General features: G+C 55.9%; 19 protein-coding genes. 8 read left to right on the top strand and 11 right to left on the bottom strand.

Translation table 11 applies throughout. The annotated features are described in order from the left end of the window. Positions 1-2: 2 nt before the first annotated feature. From HDF15_RS26310 to HDF15_RS23170, 8 genes are all read right to left on the bottom strand, one after another. Positions 3-962: a GNAT family N-acetyltransferase gene (locus tag HDF15_RS26310; RefSeq protein WP_184260091.1), complete on the bottom strand. Its 960-nt coding sequence runs from the start codon at positions 960-962 to the stop codon at positions 3-5. A gap of 144 nt (positions 963-1,106) precedes the next feature. Beyond that, positions 1,107-1,796: a class I SAM-dependent methyltransferase gene (locus HDF15_RS23200; RefSeq protein WP_184260088.1), complete on the bottom strand. Its 690-nt coding sequence runs from the start codon at positions 1,794-1,796 to the stop codon at positions 1,107-1,109. A gap of 32 nt (positions 1,797-1,828) precedes the next feature. Beyond that, a complete protein-coding gene (locus HDF15_RS23195) occupies positions 1,829-2,926 on the bottom strand; it encodes a radical SAM/SPASM domain-containing protein (RefSeq protein WP_184260086.1) in 1,098 nt (365 codons plus the stop codon). Beyond that, complete coding sequence (locus HDF15_RS23190; RefSeq protein WP_184260083.1) at positions 2,923-3,249, bottom strand: PqqD family protein; 327 nt, start codon at positions 3,247-3,249, stop codon at positions 2,923-2,925. The genes HDF15_RS23195 and HDF15_RS23190 overlap by 4 nt, the downstream gene beginning before the upstream one ends. After that, positions 3,246-4,073, bottom strand: a complete 828-nt coding sequence (locus tag HDF15_RS23185; protein WP_184260080.1) for a hypothetical protein — start codon at positions 4,071-4,073, stop codon at positions 3,246-3,248. Before HDF15_RS23185 ends, HDF15_RS23190 begins: the two co-directional genes overlap by 4 nt. After that, on the bottom strand, positions 4,070-4,555 hold the full coding sequence (locus HDF15_RS23180) for a S24/S26 family peptidase (RefSeq protein ID WP_184260077.1): 486 nt from the start codon (positions 4,553-4,555) through the stop codon (positions 4,070-4,072). Before HDF15_RS23180 ends, HDF15_RS23185 begins: the two co-directional genes overlap by 4 nt. Continuing rightward, a complete protein-coding gene (locus HDF15_RS23175) occupies positions 4,552-4,731 on the bottom strand; it encodes a hypothetical protein (RefSeq protein ID WP_014264704.1) in 180 nt (59 codons plus the stop codon). Before HDF15_RS23175 ends, HDF15_RS23180 begins: the two co-directional genes overlap by 4 nt. 7 nt (positions 4,732-4,738) lie before the next feature. Further along, positions 4,739-6,508: a hypothetical protein gene (locus tag HDF15_RS23170; protein WP_184260074.1), complete on the bottom strand. Its 1,770-nt coding sequence runs from the start codon at positions 6,506-6,508 to the stop codon at positions 4,739-4,741. 434 nt (positions 6,509-6,942) lie between these two features. Here HDF15_RS23170 and HDF15_RS23165 point away from each other — a divergent pair, with 434 nt between their 5' ends. After that, positions 6,943-8,124: a nucleotidyltransferase family protein gene (locus HDF15_RS23165; RefSeq protein ID WP_184260071.1), complete on the top strand. Its 1,182-nt coding sequence runs from the start codon at positions 6,943-6,945 to the stop codon at positions 8,122-8,124. A 79-nt stretch (positions 8,125-8,203) separates the two neighbouring features. Here HDF15_RS23165 and HDF15_RS23160 read toward each other — a convergent pair whose 3' ends face one another. Continuing rightward, positions 8,204-9,076 carry a hypothetical protein gene (locus HDF15_RS23160; protein ID WP_184260068.1) on the bottom strand — a complete coding sequence of 291 codons (873 nt, stop codon included), beginning with the start codon at positions 9,074-9,076 and terminating at the stop codon, positions 8,204-8,206. A 473-nt stretch (positions 9,077-9,549) separates the two neighbouring features. Between HDF15_RS23160 and HDF15_RS23155 the strand changes: the two genes are divergently transcribed. The 4 genes from HDF15_RS23155 to HDF15_RS23140 are packed head-to-tail and all read left to right on the top strand — an operon-like array spanning position 9,550 to position 15,875. After that, positions 9,550-11,346, top strand: coding sequence for a nucleoside-diphosphate sugar epimerase/dehydratase (locus HDF15_RS23155; protein WP_184260065.1), 1,797 nt, complete (start codon positions 9,550-9,552; stop codon positions 11,344-11,346). A 46-nt stretch (positions 11,347-11,392) separates the two neighbouring features. Further along, on the top strand, positions 11,393-12,889 hold the full coding sequence (locus tag HDF15_RS23150; RefSeq protein ID WP_184260062.1) for a bifunctional glycosyltransferase/class I SAM-dependent methyltransferase: 1,497 nt from the start codon (positions 11,393-11,395) through the stop codon (positions 12,887-12,889). 25 nt (positions 12,890-12,914) lie between these two features. Further along, positions 12,915-14,681 (top strand): hypothetical protein, encoded by a 1,767-nt coding sequence (locus HDF15_RS23145; protein ID WP_184260059.1) that lies wholly within the window; start codon positions 12,915-12,917, stop codon positions 14,679-14,681. 51 nt (positions 14,682-14,732) lie between these two features. Further along, entirely contained in the window at positions 14,733-15,875 is a 1,143-nt protein-coding gene (locus tag HDF15_RS23140) for a hypothetical protein (RefSeq protein WP_184260056.1), read from the top strand. Here the strand turns inward: HDF15_RS23140 and HDF15_RS23135 are convergent, their stop codons facing one another. Further along, positions 15,876-16,973, bottom strand: a complete 1,098-nt coding sequence (locus HDF15_RS23135) for an acyltransferase (protein ID WP_184260053.1) — start codon at positions 16,971-16,973, stop codon at positions 15,876-15,878. 105 nt (positions 16,974-17,078) lie between these two features. On the opposite strand from HDF15_RS23135, the gene HDF15_RS23130 reads away from it, so the two are divergent. The 3 genes from HDF15_RS23130 to HDF15_RS23120 are packed head-to-tail and all read left to right on the top strand — an operon-like array spanning position 17,079 to position 19,923. After that, positions 17,079-18,167 carry a glycosyltransferase gene (locus HDF15_RS23130; RefSeq protein WP_184260050.1) on the top strand — a complete coding sequence of 363 codons (1,089 nt, stop codon included), beginning with the start codon at positions 17,079-17,081 and terminating at the stop codon, positions 18,165-18,167. A gap of 2 nt (positions 18,168-18,169) precedes the next feature. Beyond that, entirely contained in the window at positions 18,170-19,159 is a 990-nt protein-coding gene (locus HDF15_RS23125; protein WP_184260047.1) for a polysaccharide deacetylase family protein, read from the top strand. Further along, a complete protein-coding gene (locus tag HDF15_RS23120; protein ID WP_184260044.1) occupies positions 19,156-19,923 on the top strand; it encodes a formyl transferase in 768 nt (255 codons plus the stop codon). The genes HDF15_RS23125 and HDF15_RS23120 overlap by 4 nt, the downstream gene beginning before the upstream one ends. Before the next feature lie 248 nt (positions 19,924-20,171). On the opposite strand, the gene HDF15_RS23115 is transcribed toward HDF15_RS23120, so the two are convergent. Next, entirely contained in the window at positions 20,172-21,464 is a 1,293-nt protein-coding gene (locus HDF15_RS23115; RefSeq protein ID WP_184260041.1) for a hypothetical protein, read from the bottom strand. Positions 21,465-21,761 lie beyond the last annotated feature (297 nt).

The raw sequence follows: 21,761 nt of genomic DNA, 5'->3' as shown, positions 1-21,761 counted from the left end.
ACTCATGTGCGGTTCACGTTGTAGGGCCAGGGTGCATTCGGTAACTGACAGAGATGCTCGAAGCGTTCCGGATCGATGACCATTACAAGATAAGCATAACGATATAGCTCTGTCCCGAAACTGCGCTTGAAATCTTCGAGCGAATCGCCAGGACTCACTCCGCCGCCGAGATGCAGCAGCTTGCAGCCTTGCCGTCGCGCCCATTTCGCACCCTCGACAAGCAGCAGCGTGGCGGCCTTATGTTTCATCCCGAGTTCATTGCCGGCGGCAAGATGGTAATGGGCATAATCGCGCCCCGCCAAAAAGATGCTTGCTCCGGCGAGTTGATCGTCCAGCCATGCAAAAGCAAGGCTGAAACGTTGTCCCAGTGAAGCCAAACGTGAAAAATACGCGGGAGGAAATTTGTAGAAATCGGCGGCGTCACGATTTTCCATGGCCTGTTCATACAGAGCAAGAAAACGATCAAGGCTCGGGCCGACGTCATGGTCTTCCCCGCTGGTCCATGTCACGCGCAAATCACGCCGGGCAACGTTCAGATCGGAACGCCTGCCTTTTCTCATCCCGTCCGGGCAATCTCGGGCGTCATCCCAGCGGCCCAGGTCGATTGCGACGGTCGAACCCCGAAGATCTATCTTCAGATCCTTTTGCCATGGCTCCTCCGGCAGAAACCACTCTGCCTGATTCATGAGCGGATGCAAACGAAGCACACAGCAAACCAGATCGCGAGAAGAACACCAACGGCGAAGGTCGTCAAAAAAATAGCGCAGGCTGTCGGTATCCACGGCCTGGCTATTCGATAGAGGCAGGAGACCACCGTAACCATAGGGAGAACAAGCGTCACTCCACTGGATGCCCGAGACGTCTCCCGGTGCATTCTCTGAATCGTTCACCCCAGCTGTCATCTTGCGAATCAGTAAGGGCGCGAGGAGCCGGCAGGAATCCTGTCCCGCAACGACGGCCACAGGCTCCGTGTGTTCGATCTCTGCCGTTGCCTGGACGTATGCAGGCAGGTAGTAGACATCAGGCGCGGCGGAATGAACAACCAAGGTGCTCCATCGCTCTGAATCCGCTACAGTCAGAAACTCAAGTGCGGATTTTTGCATGATTCATTTCCCAGGCTTACGGCAGGTGACCACAATCTGTTCTACCAGATGTTGCTCCCCGTCCAGCGTCTGGGAGATTCGTTCGACATTCACATCGGAGAAATCCTGAAAGAGGCTGGGAACTTTCTCTCGCTTCAGAAAAAAACAGAACCCGGTACCGGCAATCGGGCCCTCCTGGATATTTGTAAAGCTATCAGGCTCCACCCATTCACCCAGACCATAGCCCCATGTTCGATCGCTAAAAGACGAAGAAAGAAATGGTGCCCCGGGTTTCAACACACGATGCACCTCGCGCAACGCGCGTTGGATGCTGTTCAAGGGATTTGTATAAAGACTGACATTCTCTACGACGCCATCGAAACTTGCAGCCGGCCACGGCAACTGACCAAAATCGCCGACGCGCAAATCAGCCACCAGGCCTTCGTTGCTCAATCTCTGGCCGGCCTTCTGGATGGCGGTTGAAGAACCGTCGATACCCGAGACCGCAAAACCCTCGCGCGCCATAAACCAGACATTTGCACCCGGTCCGCAACCGATCTCCAGTATCCGAACGCCGCTGCGATCTGTAGCGCGGTAAAGATTACGCGCGACAAAACGAACCACGTGCTCAGGCGGATACTTACCCCATTCCTTATGCTGGAAGATCTCTTCCCACACCGGGTCCCATGTAGCTTCGTTACTGTTTTCAGGCATGCACTCTCCGGAGCTCCCACCAGATCTGAACTTCAGGATAGCAACGCGGCAATCTGGACCAGACCCGGAGACGCCGATCCAGCCTTTTTGAGCCGCATGTTCGCAGATTCGATCCCAGTCCGCGCGTAGGATTTTTGGCAGTCCTGCGTGGACGGTCCACGCATGCTTCCTTCCATATAGGCCAGTCCGGGGCAGCGCGAACAGGAGCCCACATGACCGCAGCCCGAGCACACCGGCAGATCAGCCGCGGTGATGGAACGAACATCGTTAAGTTGTTCGGAGTGGAGCCAGATATCCATGAACTTCTGGCTGCGCACATTACCGCTGGGCAAAGGGAACTGCACGCAGGGGTACAGGTCTCCGTAAGGCGAGATATAGCATGCCGTGTGACCGGCGCTGCACGGTAACTCTCTTAGGACATCCTCATGCATTGCAGGCGGCGGGGCACAAAACTCATCGACGTCCCCCACCAGATCGGAGTTGCGAAACACATCCTGCAGTTGCGGCACGCCCAGGCCCAGCCGGAGTACGTTCCTGTCCCCATCCATCATCGGGGTGATGGTCGGGTCGATGGTGTATTCGGCTCCAAGATCCTCTGCAAGTTGAATCACTCCGCTATAGTCGCCCAGGTTCTGCATCATCAGGACGTTTGCGACTATGACTTTAACCCCCTGTGCCCGCAGCCGCCGTATTCCTTCAACGGTCCGCTTCAACGAGCCCGGAAGCAGCGTAATGGCATCATGAACCTCTGCGCGATGGGAGTAGATGCTGACCTGAACATCCTGCACCATCAGCTCGTGCAGGCGGCGCGCCTCTTCTTCTCCGATCATGAATGCGTTTGTCTTGATCTTTACGCAGAACATCAAAGAGCGCGCGTATTCCACAATGTCGAAAAAATCCCGGCGCATGAAGACTTCGCCGCCGCTCAAGGTAAGGAAAAAAACGCCCGCGTCGGCCAGTTGGTCCAACACATCGCGAATCTCCGCAATGGTCATCTCGCCGTGGTCGTCGTGGTCAAGATAGCAATGGATGCAGCGCTCGTTGCAGCGGTAGGTAACGTCGAGTTGCACGCTAAGCGGCACGCCTCGGTCCAGAGCACGCTGTCCAAACTCCTGCATCAGGCTCATCATGACCCCCTTGTTACAGTCTTGCTGTGTAGCTCGGGCTGAGTGATCGGACTGTCAGACACAACCAAAATGCCGTGACTGGCCAAATCGCTCACAAATTGCTCGGCATCCTCCAATGCCTCCGCTGGATCAGCGTCAAATTCCACGCAAATCTTCTGTTTCACAATCTCCGCCAGCGGCATTTTTCCGTCAGCCGACTGCCAGATGATGGTACCGGCCGGATTCAGCGTGAACAAAGTGGAATCCCTGGCAGACATGATCATCATTTCACCATCGAGCGAACGAGCAGCCACGGAGGTTGCCCTGGAAATATAAACGGATCTCATCCAATCAGCTCCCAAACTCGTGCATCGGGGAAAAAAGTCAAACGGTACACAGGGACATGCTGCACCAATTCGCAGGCTGCGTCAAAGACCATACCTACCAGATCCGGATCGCAGGCAAAGAACAGCACGTTTTCGAGCAGCATCCGCGCGGCATCGTTCGGCCGCACCGGTTCGATCGTATTCTCCGTTCCCTTCCGCAAAAGGTACAAGGCCGCCAGCGGAGCCTTCACGTTTTCACCGGCCCGCGCCAGCTCTCCGGCAAACGGCGTGCCATAAGCGGCGTAGCCATTTCCGTCGCGCCCCCCATCGCGGCGTAGATATGAAATCTCGTCGGTAAGCAACGTAACATCCGAAGGAGCCAGCCGCGAGATGGTCGTCTTTCCCGCCTCGGAGACTCCCGCAAACAGAAAGGCTTTGCCATTCCGAACCGCGCTGGCTGCATGCACCAGCAAACCGCCCTCCCTCGCCAGAACCAGGGTGTGAACAATGCGAAGAACCGAGTCGATCGAGTAAGGGTTTGCCGACTGGATAATTTTTCCGCGCCGCGTCTCCGGCTCCCACTCCGCACGAAAGTCGCCACGCTCGATCAACCATCGACCCGAGTCGAAGCTCACCACGACATCGTCCTCTTCGCTGATCCTTCGCGGCTGCACCAGCTCGACATCGAATTCAAAGACCGGGTGTGCCTCACCGTTGAGAAAGCCGGCATAGCGTTCTTCCAACATGCGCAGAAACTCCGGACTTTCGCTACGCACCTGGATGGGTATGCCGCCGATCTCGATGACGATTGCCTGCCCGGCAGCTGTGACGGGCTCATGCGTCATGCCATCTCCTCAGTTCCCTGCCGCCGCAGGCGAAGCCCCAGACGCAGCGTCATTCGCAGGCAGAGGTCCGAGTGCCGCAGAATAGACGCGCTGATGCGCTGCCACGAGGATTGGCGTAGATTCACCCGTTGTCCATTACGAACCAGTGAAAGCACCTGCCCCACCAGATCAGAGGCCTTGACCGGAGGGTCGACATGCCGGAGCGTATCTCCCCGGGTCGTCAAAAGATTGCCATGAATATGGACGATCCGGTGAGCCACCAGCCCTCGTTCCTGTCTATATAAAACGATCTGGCCAGGCCGCAGCTCTCCCAGTTCAGAACGCCGGACGGCAACCACATCACCCGGCCAGATCGCCGGAATCATGCTGGAGCCTGTGACCTGGAGGCAGACCTCACCAAAGCTGTGAGCCACCTCGGTCACCAGCTCACAACCTAATGCCGAGCGCTGCTGCAACACCACAGGCATGACATCGCCCGTCACGAGCTTTTTCGATTGTGGGCGCACTGGGCCTGGATCGTCGATATCTTGCCGCAACTCAGAGCCCGCGTCTCAAAGACGCGCTCGAAGCGAAACTCAGGTTTGCGATAGAGCTTCTTCGCCGGCGGCTGTATCTCCGATTGGGCGGTTATCTCGTCGATCTCTTCCGGTCCATTCATGTTGACCTCATTGCAGCCCTGCTTGAGAAGCTTGCACTCCAGTACCTGCATTCTGGTTTCCGAAGTACACCTGCGATCCTCCAGTGCTAGTGGAGACGTTGTCAATGACTAATCCACTCGTCCCCAGCAGCGTCGTACCTGTGGCTAAGGGAAACGTCGCTATAGGAGCAGTGGGAACGGCGCCGCTGGTAATGTCGAAGGTCATGATGCACGCTTCGCCACCGCAGCCCGTGGGCACTCCCTTATTCGTCACCCCCAGGAAGAGCAGGTCATGGCCTGTGGTTCCACTGATCGTGAGATTAGGGTTAAAGACCTCGGTAAGCGGCGTGCAATCAGCTTGCGCGCCTGTGCCACTGCTTAGCTTGACAGTAGTGGCAGTAGCCGTAGTCCCCATGGCACCGCTTGTGATCGGGACCTGGTACAGCGTGCCGCCTCCACAGAAGTACATATTCCCCGTGTTGGTTCCGCTTGCGAAATAGGCATTATCGAATGCCCCATCATAGAGGTCGGTCCCGGCTGCTCCCATGTTGGCTGTAAGCAACGACGCTGAGGCTAACGACGTAGACACCTGAAACAGAGCATTCGATGAACCGTTGTCGTTCGCTACAAAAACCTTCTCTGTTGTGCTGTCTACGATTGGACCATCCTGGATGCCACTGCTACCAGCCTGGATATTGGCATTAGCGCAGGCAACACCTGCCGTGGTAACGCAGAAAATCTGGCCGCCGGCGTTAGAGCCGTTCGCAAGGCTAGCAACGTAGATGTTCTGACTGGCCCCTCCATCGAAAACCGGGCTGCCAAAAGAGGGTGCTGTACCGAGCAGAGGCACAGGGGCGATAAATGGCCACCCCCCGGTAGTGACTTCGGTTGGAGTTCCTTGAAATACCCCTGTGAATTTGTGCAGCACCCCGTTGAGATCTCCCACATACGCAATGTCGTTCGTGTAATCGACAAAAGGCGATGACTTGAAATCGGTAGAACCGAACACACCCAGGCCAATGAGGGTAGCGGGCGCCATCTGGATTTTGACGTCCTTTGCATTGTTCAGGGTGCCTGGAGCCACAGGTTTATTGCTGGCGTTTCCGTTGCATGGCGAACTTGGGCAACCTGTATTCCCATTGGTGCCCAGCGTAAGAACGTGAAAGATCGACCCGGCGGTGTTCAAGAGAACTCCCTGAATGCTCTCCACGAAAGCGACCTTCGTGCCATCCTCAGAAAGAACCGGAGAAGTTTCGACGATGCCCGTGCCAACTTCATAAGCAAACTCTACATTTGGCACCGTTCCCGTGGTGCAGGTGGTTTTGTAGAGATTGTTGACGCCAAGAATATTCGCCTGAGTAGTGGAGCCAGCGACATCGACGGGGTAAATCACGTAATCCTGAGTGCAACTGGGAGCGGCATTCACGTTAAACGTGAACTTCGCAGGATAGGTATCGATCGCAGTAGACGCACCCGCTGCTCCCAGCGTCACGGCCCAGTCTCTCTGGATAGACTCATCCTCACTCCCTGCGGGAGGCTTCCCTTCCCTCCCCCGGTCGTGTTCCCTATCATTCCAGGGATCTGAGCCAAAGTGTGATGCTTGCCTGGCTTCAGCTCCCCGCCGGAGTTGCTGCATACGATAGCGAGGATCGTTAACAATGCGCAGCCATTCCGCGTGCCTGCCCTTCTTGATCGCGTCCTGCTCCGTACCGGGGTCGGAGAAGATGACATGATGATGCGTCCAGTCATCGACCAGATGACCGCCAGGGGGAGGAGTCTGTTGAGCAGGCGCAGACATGGTGATACATCCGGCTAAAAGAGCTGCAACTGCAGGATAAGCAACATATCTTCCTACAAAATTACCGATGAGTCTCACAGGACAATTCCTCCAACGGAACGGGTCGAATGGCTGGGACGAACGAAACGATTCGTTCGCTGCGGCAAGGAAGAAATCTCCGCCCTGCCGTGTATCTTCTTTGCAGTTTCTTCTGCTCCCGTGTAAGAGACTAGCTTATGCTAATGCTCGCCTTCATGTCGGCTGAGAGGCCAAATACGGCAGGTAACTAATACTCTTCTGAGTGCAGCCAATTACCTAAAGCAAAAGTCTTAGATTCGACTTCGCAGCATACAACATAAAAGTATCGAAGTGCCGCCATACTACACTTAGGTAGTCCGTTCCGCAAGATGTGCAAAGTAACAATGCATTCACCTAAGCGTACATACGAAAAGAACGTGCGTGCCCCACTTGCTCAGGCCGTTTACCAGGGAACAGAGGGCAGCGAAGGCAATCTCGTGGTGCAGGCTGCTCGCGTGTATCTTGCTGGTGGAGATGACAGCGGCCTTCAGGCGGCGCTGGCGCAACCTCTCCATTGGGAAGCGATCGAACTCATAGCGGATCGCCACGCAATCAAACCGCTTGTCATCTATGTTCTGAATCAATACGGCACGGAGAAAATCCCGCAGGAAGTACGCGACCGCTTCCAACAGCAATGGCTGCTGGCCGCCCGGAACAACCTGATCCAGATGCAGGAGTGGCGCCGTCTTCTGCAGGCATTCGATGCGGCAGGTCTTCCCGTTATTTCATTGAAAGGTCCATCGCTTGCCTTACAGGCCTACCGGAATGTCGTACTGAGAGAATTCACGGACCTCGACCTTCTGGTCGTCCCTGAGGACATGCCCGCAGCGTCCGACCTTCTTGTGCGCGAGGGTTATCGGCTCCAGTCTTCTGCGGACAGGTCTACCTTGCGGAGCTCCAGGAATCGCCAGATGGACTTTATCAACGACGATCGAGGAACAGTCATCGATCTGCACTGGAGCCCGCTGCACGCGATGTTCCCGTTTCAACTGCCGGTTCGGGAGCTTTTCCAATCGGCGCGAGTCGAACACCGGGAGGGAATCTCGTTTCTGACGCTCTCTCCGGAGCATCTGCTGCTCTATCTTTGCGCTCACGGAACCAAACACTGCTGGCTGAACCTGAGGGATCTATGTGACGTAGCCTGCTCGGTATCAGCAGAGGGTCTGGATTGGGAGCAGTGCATGGCCTGGGCAAAGTCAGCCCATTGCGGCCTTGTGCTGAAACACGCCTTGCTTCTGACGCAGCAGGTCCTGGGGTTGAAACTGCCGCCGCAAATCCAGCAGCATTGCGAAGAGGAGGGAGAAGCGCAGACGCTCGCCAATACAGCAGCGGCATTTCTGTTTCGCAAAGGCAACGATATCGGCTATCGCGAAACCTTGCATTACCACCTGGCCTTTGTAAAAGGCTGGCACGCTCAGAGCAGCTTCCTCTTCGAGCGTCTATTTATTCCCGCAGAGCCGGATTGGCAGCACGTGCGGTTGCCGCAGCCGCTACATTTTCTGTATTACCTCGTCAGGCCCGTGAGGCTTTTGCTCGAACGCCTTCCCAGGACATCTTAGGGCATGTCATCAAATTGCATCTGCGATGAAGTTGGACTGTGCAATAGCTTTATCTCAAACGGCAATTTGATGACACATCTTAGGGGACTGAGGGAGTCACCGGCGGTGGCGTGGGGGCGCTGGACCCGCTACCAACACTCACACCAATCAGGGTTCCGACTCCTGCAAGCGCACCTATACCTATAAGAATCAGGCCTACCCGCTTCCCCTCTCCACCTGCTGCATCGCAGGAACCTTGCAGTTTTTGAATGCCATCCACCGTTACAACGGAAGGTGCAGTGGAGGAAGGAGTGCCTCCTGTAACATCCATCGTTCCGGCAACCCGGACCCGCTTATTCATGAAGGGATCGAGGTCTGATCCTTTCAGCTTGTAGGTAGCATGGGTAGACTTATCTGAAAGCAGGTATCCTGGACGCAGCCGTCCGCAGAGGTCTACTGAGCCTCCCGCCGGAGCCTGCTGATAGGTAAAGCTGCGAGGCTGCCCCGGCTCCACCTTAGCGACAAGCTTTCCAGAGGCATTCCAGACATCCGCTTCTCCGTCTCGCGCAGAGACTTCCATATAAGAATCATTCCTCACACCAACCAGGGCTGTGACATTCGAGGTTGTGCTGGAAATCCTCAACCCATTGGCAAGCACGAAATGCTTATCAATACCATGCTGCGTCGTCACGCCTTGTTGCAGGACAGAGCGTTCCCGGTACACAGTCATCGTCGTACCCGGGTTCATGACCGCGCTTGTACCGTCTGAAAACTGCAGGTTCGAGGTCTTATCGCCCGAAGAGATTCGGCTTCCGGAAAAGATCGCTGAGTTGCCCGGTACGCGCTGCCCATCGACCACGACATCACCCGTAGCCATGACCAGCCCAATGCTGGACGAGGAGGCTATGGCCATGCTCACAAGGCAGTTACAGGTAAACAGTGCGATAGCTGAGCGAAATTGCAAGATGATCATAGCTTATCTCCGCAACGCAACCATGACAAAGGCTCACGGCATCAAACGATTGCAAAAGAGGAAGCATCACGAGCTACTGTTCAATCCAGGTCAACAGGTAGCCGGTAGAACCCTAGCACCGCGATTATATTCTTATCGGTGACACGCAGATAAAAATTATTGCCGAATAATTCGGATCAAAATAATCTTGCATCTTCTGTCGTAATTTTGTTGCTATTGCGAAGTTAAACAAACCTGATAAAGTGATCGAAATAGGTACTGAAAGAAAAGGTTACTGGCTTTTCTCAACAAGACCTAACTTGTCCGTCAGAGGTTCTCCCACGCAAAAACGAAAACCCCTAGGAGGGTAGGTGGAGTATAGTCACAAACTGTTGGTTGTCACTGACCGTAGACGTGAAAGATACGCCAATCTAATTCCGGCCTGGGTGTTTCATGGGTATATTCGTGTAATTCTCGATGGACTCACTGCGGCCATGGCTATGATTTATGCCTATGTGCTCCGGTTCGATTTCCATATCGAACCCAAAATGCAGCGCAGCATGTGGACATGGTTGTGTGTCGTAGTAGTCTTGCGACCCCTGTCGATCCACCTCTCGCGGGAAGGATACCGGTCAACCTGGCGCTTCTTCGATGTGCGGGATGGGCTTGTCCTGGCCCTTCGTTCGCTGCCTGTGACCGTTCTTCTGTTGCTGGTGCGCTGGCAGGAGCCCAAAGCTCTTCCCATCGTTCCTTACAGCGTTCTCATTCTTGAATTCGGCATCTTTCTTGTCTTTGCCTGCACGCTGCGCCTGACCCGGCGTCTCATCAATGATGCAGCCCACACCCCAGTAGACCGGCCGCGCGCGCTGATTGTCGGATCGGAGACGACACTGGCAACGGCGGTCCATCATCTTCATACATCGAACGAAGCTCATGTATTAGGCCTGGTAAGCGAGGATGTACGTCTGGCCGGTGCGAATATCGCAGGCAGGCCTGTCCTCGGCCATCCGGACTCTCTGGCCAGCCTTCTGGTAAGTCACCGTATCGAAATTGTGGTCCTCTCCGGTGCTAATTTGAGATGCGCCGCGCAGGTGATTCGCGATGCCAGCCTCCTCGATGTTCAGGTTCGCATCCTTCCTTCGGGTAGTGAGTTAATGGACGGCAGAGTCACGGTGAACCGCGAGGTCTCCATCGATCAACTGACGCAAGGCGGCACAAAGATCTTGAATGAGGCGCATCCCGCAGTGGTTCAGTGCTTCAACGCGCGAACCGTTTTGATCACGGGAGCCGGGGGCTCCATCGGTTCGGAGATGGCGCGGCAGGTTGCGGCGTTGAACGTTGAACGTCTCGTCGTGCTCGATCATGACGAGAATTCAATCTTCGAGCTGATGAATGAGCTGGGAGACCTGAATGGCAGAAAAGTAGTGCCGATCGTGGGCAACATCCGCGATCATGACATCGTCCACCAGACCTTCAAGCTGTATTCCCCGCAAATCGTCCTTCATGCCGCGGCTTACAAACATGTTCCAGTGATGGAGGACAACTGCTGCGAGGCGGTTCTGAACAACGTCGCCGGCACGCGTGAGCTTGCCGATGCAGCCATCGAATTCGGCTGCGAGCGCTTCGTCATGATCTCTACCGACAAGGCCGTGAATCCCTCCAGCATTATGGGCGCGACCAAGCGCACGGCGGAGATGCTCATTCAACAGCGCGCCATCGAGAATGCCGGCCTCCAGACGCATTTTGCCTGCGTGCGATTTGGAAATGTTCTGGGCAGCCGGGGCAGCGTGGTTCCCATCTTTCTTCGCCAGATTGCCGCAGGTGGCCCGGTCACCATTACGCACGAGGAGATGACCCGCTACTTCATGACCATCCCGCAAGCCGTGCAGCTCGTCCTGCAGGCCGCCACGCTCGCATCGCGCGGAGATGTCTATCTCCTGGACATGGGCGATCCGGTCAAGATCATCGATTTTGCGAAAGAGATCATCCACTTGTCCGGTCTGGTTCCTGGAAAAGACATTGACATCAAGGTCGTAGGCATCCGGCCAGGGGAAAAACTTCATGAAAAACTATGGCGAGATGACGCGCTGGTAACCCCCACACCGTTTCGTGAAGTTTTTCAGGTACAAGCCGGCGTCGTACCCGCAGACTTCCCGCAGCTTCTTGCAGAACTCGAGCTTGCGGCGCGCGCCCGTAAGTCAGGCGCAGAGATCCAGGAACTGCTTTATCAGCTCCCCATCGATTACTGCCCCGAAAAAATGGAAGCAACTCCGATAGCCATCGCGAATTAGCAGTATCCTAACCGCTGTTCAAAGAACTTTCTTTCAGAGGATGCCCATGAGCGTGCAGGATCAGAAACTGTTGGAGCCGATGCAGAGATGGTCGCACGTGTCCATGATGGAAGGCCCCATCAGTACGTCCTTCAGCCTGAGCGTTCTGGTGCCGGTTTACAACGAGCGTTATCTCGTCGAACCCAGCTTGCGCCGCCTGCTCGCCTTGCAGGACCCGATCATCCACAGCATGGAAGTCATCGTTGTCGACGATTGCAGCACGGATGGAAGCTGGGAGATCCTGCAGCGGATCGCCTCCGAGGATGACCGCGTCGTGCTGTTGCGGCATGAGCGCAACATGGGCAAAGGGGCAGCGCTGCGCACCGCGCTGGAGAAAGCCACCGGCGAAATCAGCATCGTGCACGATTCCGACCTCGAATACAATCCGGCGGATATTCCTCTTCTGCTGAAACCGTTCGCAACCGAGTCTGCGGATGCCGTCTTCGGATCGCGATATCTTTCGTCGCATTATCGCCGCGCACTCATGTTCCGGCACACCTTGTCGAACAAGGCGCTTACTTTTCTGGCCAATATCTTCACCGACCTGAACCTGAGCGATATCGAGACCTGCTACAAGGCGATCCGCACGCCTCTGTTCCAATCGATCCCGCTGCGCCACAACGATTTTCGCTTCGAAATAGAAATAGCTTTCAAGCTGGCGAAGCGGCGCGCACGCATCTTCGAGGCGCCCATCAGCTATCTTGCCCGAAGCTACCAGGAAGGCAAGAAAATAGGCCATAAGGATATATGGCTCGCACTGTCCGCGATCCTGCACTTCTGGTTCATCGACGATATCTACAAGGAAGATCAGTACGGCTCGCAGATCCTCGCGAGTCTGGAAAAGGCACGCAGGTTCAACCTGTGGATGGGGCAGACACTGGCGCCGTATGTAGGCGATCGCGTACTGGAAATTGGATCGGGCATCGGCACATTGACCGGGCAGTTTATCCCGCGTGAGTTGTATCTCGCCTCTGACATTAATCCTTCGTATCTTTCCTATCTGCGCTCCTACTCCGTAGGAAAACCCTATCTCCGCGTGCGCCATATCGATGCTGGCGTCCCGGGAGATTTTGCGAGCACCGAGGGACAGTTCGATACCGTGCTGATGGTCAACGTCCTGGAGCACGTTCCGAATGAGCAGATAACGCTTGAAAACATCAAATCGTCGCTGATGCCCGGCGGACGGGCCGTGATCCTCGTCCCTCAGCATCCCGCGCTTTACGGCACACTCGATCACGCGCTCGATCATCGCGAGCGATACACGCCACAGTCGCTGCGGCAAGGCCTGGAACAAGCCGGCTTCCAGGTCGAGCGTATCTTCGACTTCAATCGCTTTTCCGTCCCCGGCTGGTGGTTCAATGGAAAGATACTGAAGCGCAAAACATTCTCGCCTGTCCAATTGAAAGTCCTGCAGATGCTCATGCCAGTGCTGCGGCGGCTGGACCCTATCCTTCCCTGGGGCGGTCTCAGCTTGATTGCTATAGCGACGAAGCCGCAGGCTTAGGGCGGCCATGCAAAAAGGAGCATGGATGAACGAGGTCGCCGTGTCGTCGACAGAGACGCAGTCTGATTCGATCGCCCCTATCGATACACGCAGGCTTCAGGTGTGGGTCTGGGTCGCACTCATAGCCATTGCTCTTGTACGAGCCTGGTATACCCGCTATGAGTTCGATGGAGATTCCATCTCCTACCTGGACATCGCCAGGGCCATTGTCGACGGACATCCAGGAATGGCCATCCATCCCTATTGGGCGCCGGGTTATCCTGTGCTTCTTTCATTTTTCCTATGGCTGTTTCATCCCAACGCTTATTGGGAATGCCCTCTGGCCCATCTCGTAAATGTGCTGATCTTCGCAGGAGGGCTGGCCAGCTTTCAGTTGTTCTGGAGCGAGGTGCGGCGATGGCACGAGAGCCTCACACAGCAGAGCGGCGCCGCGATACCCGCATCGGCCTTCTGGGCTCTGGGCTATTCAGTCTTCGGCATTGCAACTCTAAGCGTCATCCCCGTAAGCCGCGTAGGACCGGATTTGCTATGGGCTGTATTTTGTTGCCTGGCGGGATGGAGCATACTGAGACTCCGGCGCTCTCCGCGCATAGGAACCGCGCTGCTGCTGGGCCTCTTTCTGGCCCTGGGCTACTACGCCAAAGCACCGTTCTTCCCCATAGGATTCATCTTTATCGCGTGCGCCGGCTTCAGTGTGCCGCTATCGCGGCGAAGGCTGCTTTTGAGCGGAACCTCGCTCGTACTCTTTCTATTGCTATGCGCCCCCTTCATTCGCGCGATCTCCCTGGCGAAGCACCACTTCACCTTTGGCGAGTCGGCTCGCCTGAGCCAGGCCTTTTACATCAATGGCGTCTCCTACTATGTGCATTGGCAGGGAGGCCCCACAGGCTCGGGAGTGCCGGTTCATCCCACGCGCAAGCTGAATGATTTTCCGGAAATTTACGAATTCGCAGCGAAAGACATGGGCACCTACCCGCCCTGGTTCGATCCGACCTACTGGTACGAAGGATTAACACCACACCTCAACTGGAGTCTTCAGGCAAAGATCTTCGTGGCAAACCTGATTCTCGAACTGCAAACCATCATGGAGACAGGTGCGGGCATCGTTTGTGCCACGATCGTTCTGGTACTGATGGCAACGTATCGCGGGCAATGGATTAAACATATTCGGAAGCTCTGGCCTCTGTGGTTGCCGGCCGCAATGGCACTGCCTATGTTTGCGCTTGTCCACGTTGAGCCGCGCTTTATGGGTGGCTGGCTGATCCTTCTCTTTGCAGGTGCAATCTGTGCCTGCTCGCTGCCGAAAGGCAGCGGCACACCTCGCCTGGTTTCATGCGTAGGACTCGCAGCCCTGATTGCCACGGGAGCAACGCTGATATCTCAGGCAAGTCAGGAGGCGCTGCGAAGTGACCATGCGGCGGGCAGAAGTCCCCGCAGCGCTGTCATTGCAACGTTCCTGCTTCAGAATGACCTGCGCCCGGGCGGCCGGGTAGCCGTCATCGGCGACAGCATGGAAGCTTATTGGGCGCATCTTGCCCGGCTGCAAGTCGTGGCCGAGATCCCTGCGAACATCCGCTGGTATCAAGCTCACCCTGCACTCGATTACTGGGAGTCCGGACCGGAGCAGCAGAAAAAAGCATTAGGGATTATCGAGCAAACCGGAGCAGAAGCTGTCATTGCCGATCCGCAGGGCTACGTCGTCCAAGGATCCGAGCCCTCCATCGTTCCAGCGCCCTGGAAGAAAATAGACGGCACCGACGCCTATGTCTACTTCTTTCACGCCAGCAAGTAACATGGCTAAAAAAGAAGAGGCAAGACCTGGATGCGGAAGCGGGAGATGCAAATGACGTCAGGCACAATTTCTCGTCCCAGCACGGCTGGTAATAGCCCTTCACCCGCACGAAGCTGGTTTGGCTGCTCCACTCCAGCTTTGCTTCTTTACGTAATCTTTTGCCTGGCATTGGCCGTGGCGGATTATCTTCGCCCGCTGCCGACCTTCGACCGGTACCTGTACGCGGGCGCGGTCGCCTCTCTGCGCTACTCCGATCCGGCAACGGTTCAACGCATTGCGCGCACGGAGTTCGACGCACAGCCAGATCCTTTCCAGTTCGAAAGCGTGGCCGCCGAACCGTACTTTGCCGATGTGTATAACAACCCGGATCATTTCATACAGCAGTTAGGTTTCTATCGCGTGAAGCTGGGTTACATAGCCACCGGATACGCGCTCTGGCGCGCGGGCCTGCCCATCCTCACCGGTCTGCGTCTCCTATCGGCCTGCTGCCTCCTGATCACAGGCCTTGCGGTCCTTGCCTGGACGCACGAGACCGTCTTATCCGCGTTGTTACTGCTGGCGCCATCCGTACTGACGATGGGACGAATGGTTACCGTCGATCCCCTCTCAACTACTCTCGTTCTTCTTGCCCTGCTCGCCTTCGCAAAGAACAAAGACCTGCTCGCTGCGGGACTTCTGACTGCAAGCGTTCTGCTAAGGTTCGACAACGCAATCCTTGTACTCGTCCTGCTGGCATGGATGATCTGGAAGAAGCGCCTCAGCCTCTCCCTCGGAGCCTTGTTCGGAGCCCTCAGCGCAGGCTGCATAGTTTTGACGAACCACTTTTCCAGTTATTACGGATGGCGTGTTCTCATGCAACACTCGTTCATCAAGCCGGAGATGGAACCGGTCAAGCATCCCATCCCAATCAGCTTGGCCGGATATCTGCATGCCATCGCGGCGTTGAGAGTGATTCCCTACACCTATATGACGATCTGGCTTCTGGTGGCAGCAGCAGCATGGAGGAAACTCCCGCCAAAGTCGGCGCTTCGCACCTTGCTGCCTCTCGCAGGCATCTGCACCCTGGCCAGGCTGGCGATCTATCCGAACGTAGAAGACCGATATTTCTTATGGGCCTATCTGCTTGCAGGCATCGCACTCATTCAGGCGGCTCACTCCCCCACTTCAACAACCGAAGAAGACGCTCTTCCCTGATCACACCGGTCGCAGCTTTTCTTGCTGTTGACCAGGCTCATCCTTCCTCCGCAGGAAAAACTCTTCATAGGTAACACGCGACACGTAAGCTACAGCCGTCGCAAGAACAAGAGCCACCAGCAACCGGAGAAGGCATCTTCCAAAGCTATGTCCGACAGAGAAGAAAGATACATATTTCACGGACACATCGTTATAGAGGTGGAAGATCAGCGGATGAATCAGATAGAGGCCATAACTGATGAATCCATAGAAGGACAAAATCCGCAGATTCACTAACCTTCTGTACCGTCCCGTCCCCAACCATAACGCAATCGCAAGGGCGCTGAGCGATCCGTAATTCACGCTGGTGGCCCGCAGGCTGATGGCTATAAATCGCGGAACAGGCAAGCTCATCACCAGTAAGATCATTCCAACAAGAGCGCTAAAACCAGCCAGCTTCAAGACGTTCGTCCGGGAGCCCCATTGCGAACGAGCAAAGATAGCCAGCAGAGAACCAAGGGCTAATCCATCGGCCGAAAGCCATGTATAAGGGCCCCACCACAATCCTCCGCGGGCGACAGCAAAGGCTCGCAGCACCGGCTCGCAGATACAGATCGAAGCGGCGGCAATCGCAAGGCCCTGCTTGGTAAAAGCTCTCACGGCTGCGGGCCAGATCAGGTAAAAGTGCTCCTCCACCGCCAGCGACCAGAGCGGCGCATAATCTCTCGGCACTCCGAGCAGGGGCGTGATGTTGGAGAGATAAACGAAACTAAGTCCGGCAAAAGCCAGCGACGTATGCTGTCTCACGAAACTCAACCTGCTCACTAGAACCAGCACAACAAGCAGGAGATAGTAGGCAGGCAAAATTCGCAGCGCACGGCGACGATAAAATCGCGAATAATAGTGCGGCCTGCTCACACTTCCCAGCAAAATACCGGTAATCAGGAAGCCCGAAAGAACAAAGAAGAGGTTGACGCCCATCCACCCTAAGCCAAAGACAGATAAGAACACGCGCTCCCACGCCGGAAGGTGCTGAGCAGCGGGGGTAAAATCTTCGAAAGCATGAAAGAGGAACACCATCAAAACAGCGATTCCGCGAACCGTGTTTAACTCCGGCATCACCGGTCGCAAAATTGGGTCTTCACCACAATGTTTTTCAGGGTTTCCCATGCACAATGAATCATACCGCTGCATTGGAAAGTTCCAGTCCAGGGAACGCATGTCATGAGAATCGCATTGTTAGTGCCAACGCTGGTGATCGGCGGCGTCGAACGCGTCTTCGTCAACCTGGCCAACGGCCTCTGCCAATGCGGAGCCGAAGTGGATCTGGTCGCAGGCAGAGCTGGTGGTGATATGGGGAGGCTCCTCGAAAGAGACATTCAGGTCTTCGATCTCGAATCAGACCGCATGATGCGGAGCGTACCGAAGATCGCAAAGTACCTTCGGGCAAGGCAGCCAGAGGCATTGATCGCCGGCATGACGCATTGCAGCGCTGCGGCAGTTATCGCAAGGGCAATTGCTCGCCAGAAAACAAAGATCATAGCCACCGAGCACAACACGATGTCGCAGGTCATAGCCAACGCCTCCGGGCTCAAATATCGCCTGATGCCGTTATGGAGCCGATGGGCTCTCAGTGCAACAGACGCCATCGTGGCCGTCTCCGGCGGAGTCGCAGACGACCTCTCGGCGCGAACCGGAATCCCTCGTCAAAAAATTCAGGTTATTTACAATCCTGTCATCACAGAGGCTCTCCAATCCGCAGCAGCGGCAACGGTCGAACATCCATGGTTCCAGCCGGGCCAGCCGCCGGTGCTATTAGGCGTAGGCAGGCTGGATAAGCAGAAAGATTTTCCGATGCTGGTACAGGCCTTCCGCATCGTTAGAAACCAGCGCCCCGCTCGCCTGATGATCCTCGGCGAAGGCCCGGATAGAGCCCGCATCGAACAGGCGGTCCAGGAGGCCGGGCTCGCAGCGGACGTATCCCTCCCCGGCTTCGAACAGAACCCCTATCGATTCATGAAGCGCGCTGCCGTCTTTGCATTCTCATCGCAGTGGGAAGGATTCGGGGTAGCGCTGGTAGAGGCACTGGCCCTGGGCACGCCCGTGGTTTCGACCGACTGCACCTACGGCCCGGCAGAAGTTCTTTGCAATGGAAGATACGGCACGCTTGTGCCCGTGGGAGACCATGAAGCCATGGCACAGGCTCTCTTAGCCGCCCTGGACAAGCCAAAGCCAATCGATAGCTACGAGCACCTGCAGCAGTTCACAGTCCGCAGTGTAGCTGCGAGTTATCTGTCACTGATCAATCACTAGAGATGGATACTTTGCAAAATCCCGGATCGTTTGTCATCAGTCTCGATTTCGAGCTGCACTGGGGCGTCAGAGACCATCGCACCGTCGACCAGTATCGCGAAAACCTGCTTGGAGTTCGCCAGGCCATCCCCGCCATCCTCCATCTCTTTGAACAGTATGGAATCCGCGCCACATGGGCCACGGTAGGTTTTCTATTCTTTGCGAATCGTGATGACCTGAAAGCCGCATGGCCTGCGGAGCTGCCACAGTACCGTGATACCAACCTGGACCCCTATGCAGCCTTCTCTGAAGCAGGCAGGAACGAAGACGAAGACCCGTTTCATTTCGCACCGAGCCTGATCCGGGAGATACAAGCGCATAAGGGGCAGGAGATCGGCACGCACACCTTCTCGCACTACTATGCCCTGGCTCCAGGCCCGACCTTAGAGTCCTTCCGCGCCGACCTTAGAAGCGCAAAGTCTGCGGCAGCCCAGTACGGAATCGTGCTCAAGAGCATCGTCTTCCCGCGGAATCAGATCTCGAGGCCCCACATAGGCATCTGCGCGGAAGAGGGTCTCATCGCCTATCGCAGCACGGAGGCAGAACCCTGGATCACTGCGGGAAACGGCCTGTTCAACAAAGCCAGACGACTTGCCGATGCCTACCTCCCGCTGAGCGGCGACGGATGCGCCACCGCCTCACTCGACCACGAATATCCCATTGTGCGTGTCTCCCAATCGAGATTTCTGCGGCCATGGAGTAAGTCCCTAAAAGGCTTCGAAGCCCTGCGACTCAAACGGATTCTTGCCTCCATGGACGCAGCCGCGAACAGCCATCAGACCTTTCATCTCTGGTGGCATCCGCACAACTTCGGTGTGGACTTAGAGGAGAACATCGCTATCCTCACCCGCATCGCGGAGCATTATGCCAACCTGAACCGTGAAACCGGCTGGTCCTCTCGAACCATGTCCGAGGTTGCCGAAACCATCCTACGCGCGGAGAAATCGCAGTGAACGGTATAGTCCTGCTCATCGATCACAGCGACCTCTCGCGTATCGTCTACCACGCGCTGGCGAAGGAGTTCCGCATCGACGTAGTGATCCGGGAAGCCAAGATTCCCCGGTCGATCTTTCTAAAACGGCGGCTAAAAAGACTAGGCTGGCGCACCCTGGCAGGGCAAATTTTGTTTGCCGCAGGGATGGTTCCTCTGTTGAAGCGGGAGTCTATCCAGCGCCGGGCGAACATCATGCAACAGTACGGGATGGACGAGTCCCCCATCCCTGCCGAGTGCATCACAGACGTGCTGTCGGTAAACGATGCCCAGGTGATCACCCTCCTGCAGAAGCTCTCCCCGCGAGTCATCGTCGTGAATGGAACGCGCATTCTCGAAGAAAAGGTACTACAGACAAGCGATGGAGTCTTCCTGAATACTCATGTCGGCATTACGCCGCTCTATCGGGGAGTGCACGGCGGATATTGGGCTCAGGCCTCCGGCGATCCCGAGCACTTCGGAGTAACGATTCACAAGATAGACAAAGGAATCGACACGGGAGAGATCGTGGCTCAGGCATCGGACAGGCCAGCCAGCTCCGATAACTTTTCTACTTACCCCTTGCTGCAGATTGCGCTTGCGATTCCGATTCTGAAACAGGCCATCCGCAACGCACTCGACGGCAAGCTCGAAACGCTCTCCGCGCCAGCAGGCAAGTCAAAGCTATGGACTCACCCAACTCTCTTCCAATATCTGAAGCACCGGATCGCGCGCGGCATCCGCTGAGAAACAAACTACGGTTAGCCAGCAAGCGCATTGGCGGAAGAGGCACGCAAGGCTCTAGTGTGGTGAGTCATTAATTCGTTGAAGAACCAGCATTACCCCATAGCGCGAAGCGCAAACCGTGACGCTTTAGCGTCGCGGGGCGGAGGGAGCCGTAGCCTTTAGGCTACGGCTCCCTCCGTCTCCCTGATGCTGAAGCATCAGGGAACGCGCTTCGCGCTGTGCTGAACTGACCATCATTCTTCAACGAATTAGCGACTCACCACACCAGGTTTTCGAGCCCGTTGAGCCCACTCCACCATCCCCGCCGCGCCACCACCAATCAACAAGGCATACATCGGCATGATGGGAACCTTGAAGCGCGAATAGGCCTCTCCTCCGGCAGAGATTCCCAGGAAGTACGCGATGGTAGGGACAAGAAGCCAACAAAGAATTCGATCACGCCGATACCAGTACCGGCATCCGATCAAGGCCAGACAGACCTCAGGTACGGTGAAGAGCAAAACGATGCCTTCCGCAATCCGTGGGCTGACATTGCTGACCCGCGATAAGGCCTCCGCACCGCCCCCAAAAACAAGGTACGCCAGCGACACTGTCATGGAGTGAAGATAGCTCAAAGGGTGCTCTCGAATGATGCTCATCCCTTTGCGGGAAGCGTATGCAGCTTGTTGCTTGTCGGTGATCTGCGAGCAATCCCGGTGGTACATCTGTTCCAGATCGGCGCATGTCTGCTGGATCAATTCGCCATTCACCTTGAGAATATTCGCAGGATAGCTTCCGGGCCGCTCAATCGCAATGGCTCCCGCGGCTCGATAGTACAAGATATCCTCTGCACCAATAGCACTAATGCCGAAGTATCCTCCTTCGACAAAATTCCGCGTGGCCCACAACACGGGAAGAATCAGAAAAAATGCAACAAAGATCAAAACAGGACGCCAGGCGCGCCGCCTTAACACCAGGAACAGGCAGAGCGACAGAGGCACAAAGTACAAGACGCCGACGGGGCGGACAAGTACGGCATAACCACCCAGAAGTCCGGCGCCTGCGATCGCAATCCCCTTGCCCGCCGGTTTCATCATCGCGCGATAAAGAATCCAACAGATCAAAGAGATCAGAACCATAAACACAACTTCGGTTAATAGGAGATTCGCCACACGGAGAGTAGCCAGGTCCAGAGACATCACGATTGCCGCAACGCATGCAACCAATCGGCTGCCGGTCATTTGTAGAGCGATAGCGACAACCGCAACGGCCAGCAGCACACAAAGAAGATGCTGCACAACAATCAGGTACTCAACCTTTAGCGGAGCAATCCGGAAGAGGGCGAGCAGAAGCGGATAGCCTGGCGTCCGCAGCAATTCCGGCTGGTGCAGTGCATTCACAAATCCATGCCCATGCAGAAGATTGTCAGCAGGGATTAAATACGATGGTGTATCTGCTCCATAGTGTTCATGATCCAGAGTGAAATATGTCGCCTGGGTCAAAAGGCTCAAGCCAAGAGCAATCCACACGACAGGCGAACTGATTAATTTGCGAATGGACATAGCTACTTGCTCTCCTGCCTCTGACAAACCATACGCCTCGCTCGAAAAGGGTGAGTAAACGGGTTTTCGCAAGTCCGAGCATGGCACATTGTTGAAGGCCAATGGGGAAGACGTGAAGACGGTCCAGGAGCTTTTATGGCACGCCAACAGCAGGATCACGCTCGACGTTTACACGCAGGCCGTGAACCCGCAGAAGCGGGCTGCATAGAGCAAGGTTGTCCAGATGATGGTGCCCGGCATGGGCACAAAGAGGGCTCAAGCACGAGCGGGTACAGAAGGGTAATTTGCTTAGTGTGC

The sequence above is a fragment of the Granulicella mallensis genome (assembly GCF_014203225.1).
GTDB classification, from domain to species: Bacteria; Acidobacteriota; Terriglobia; order Terriglobales; family Acidobacteriaceae; genus Granulicella; species Granulicella mallensis_A.
Note: the sequence above shows the minus strand (reverse complement) of the source record. Positions and strands in the feature narration are given on the sequence as shown.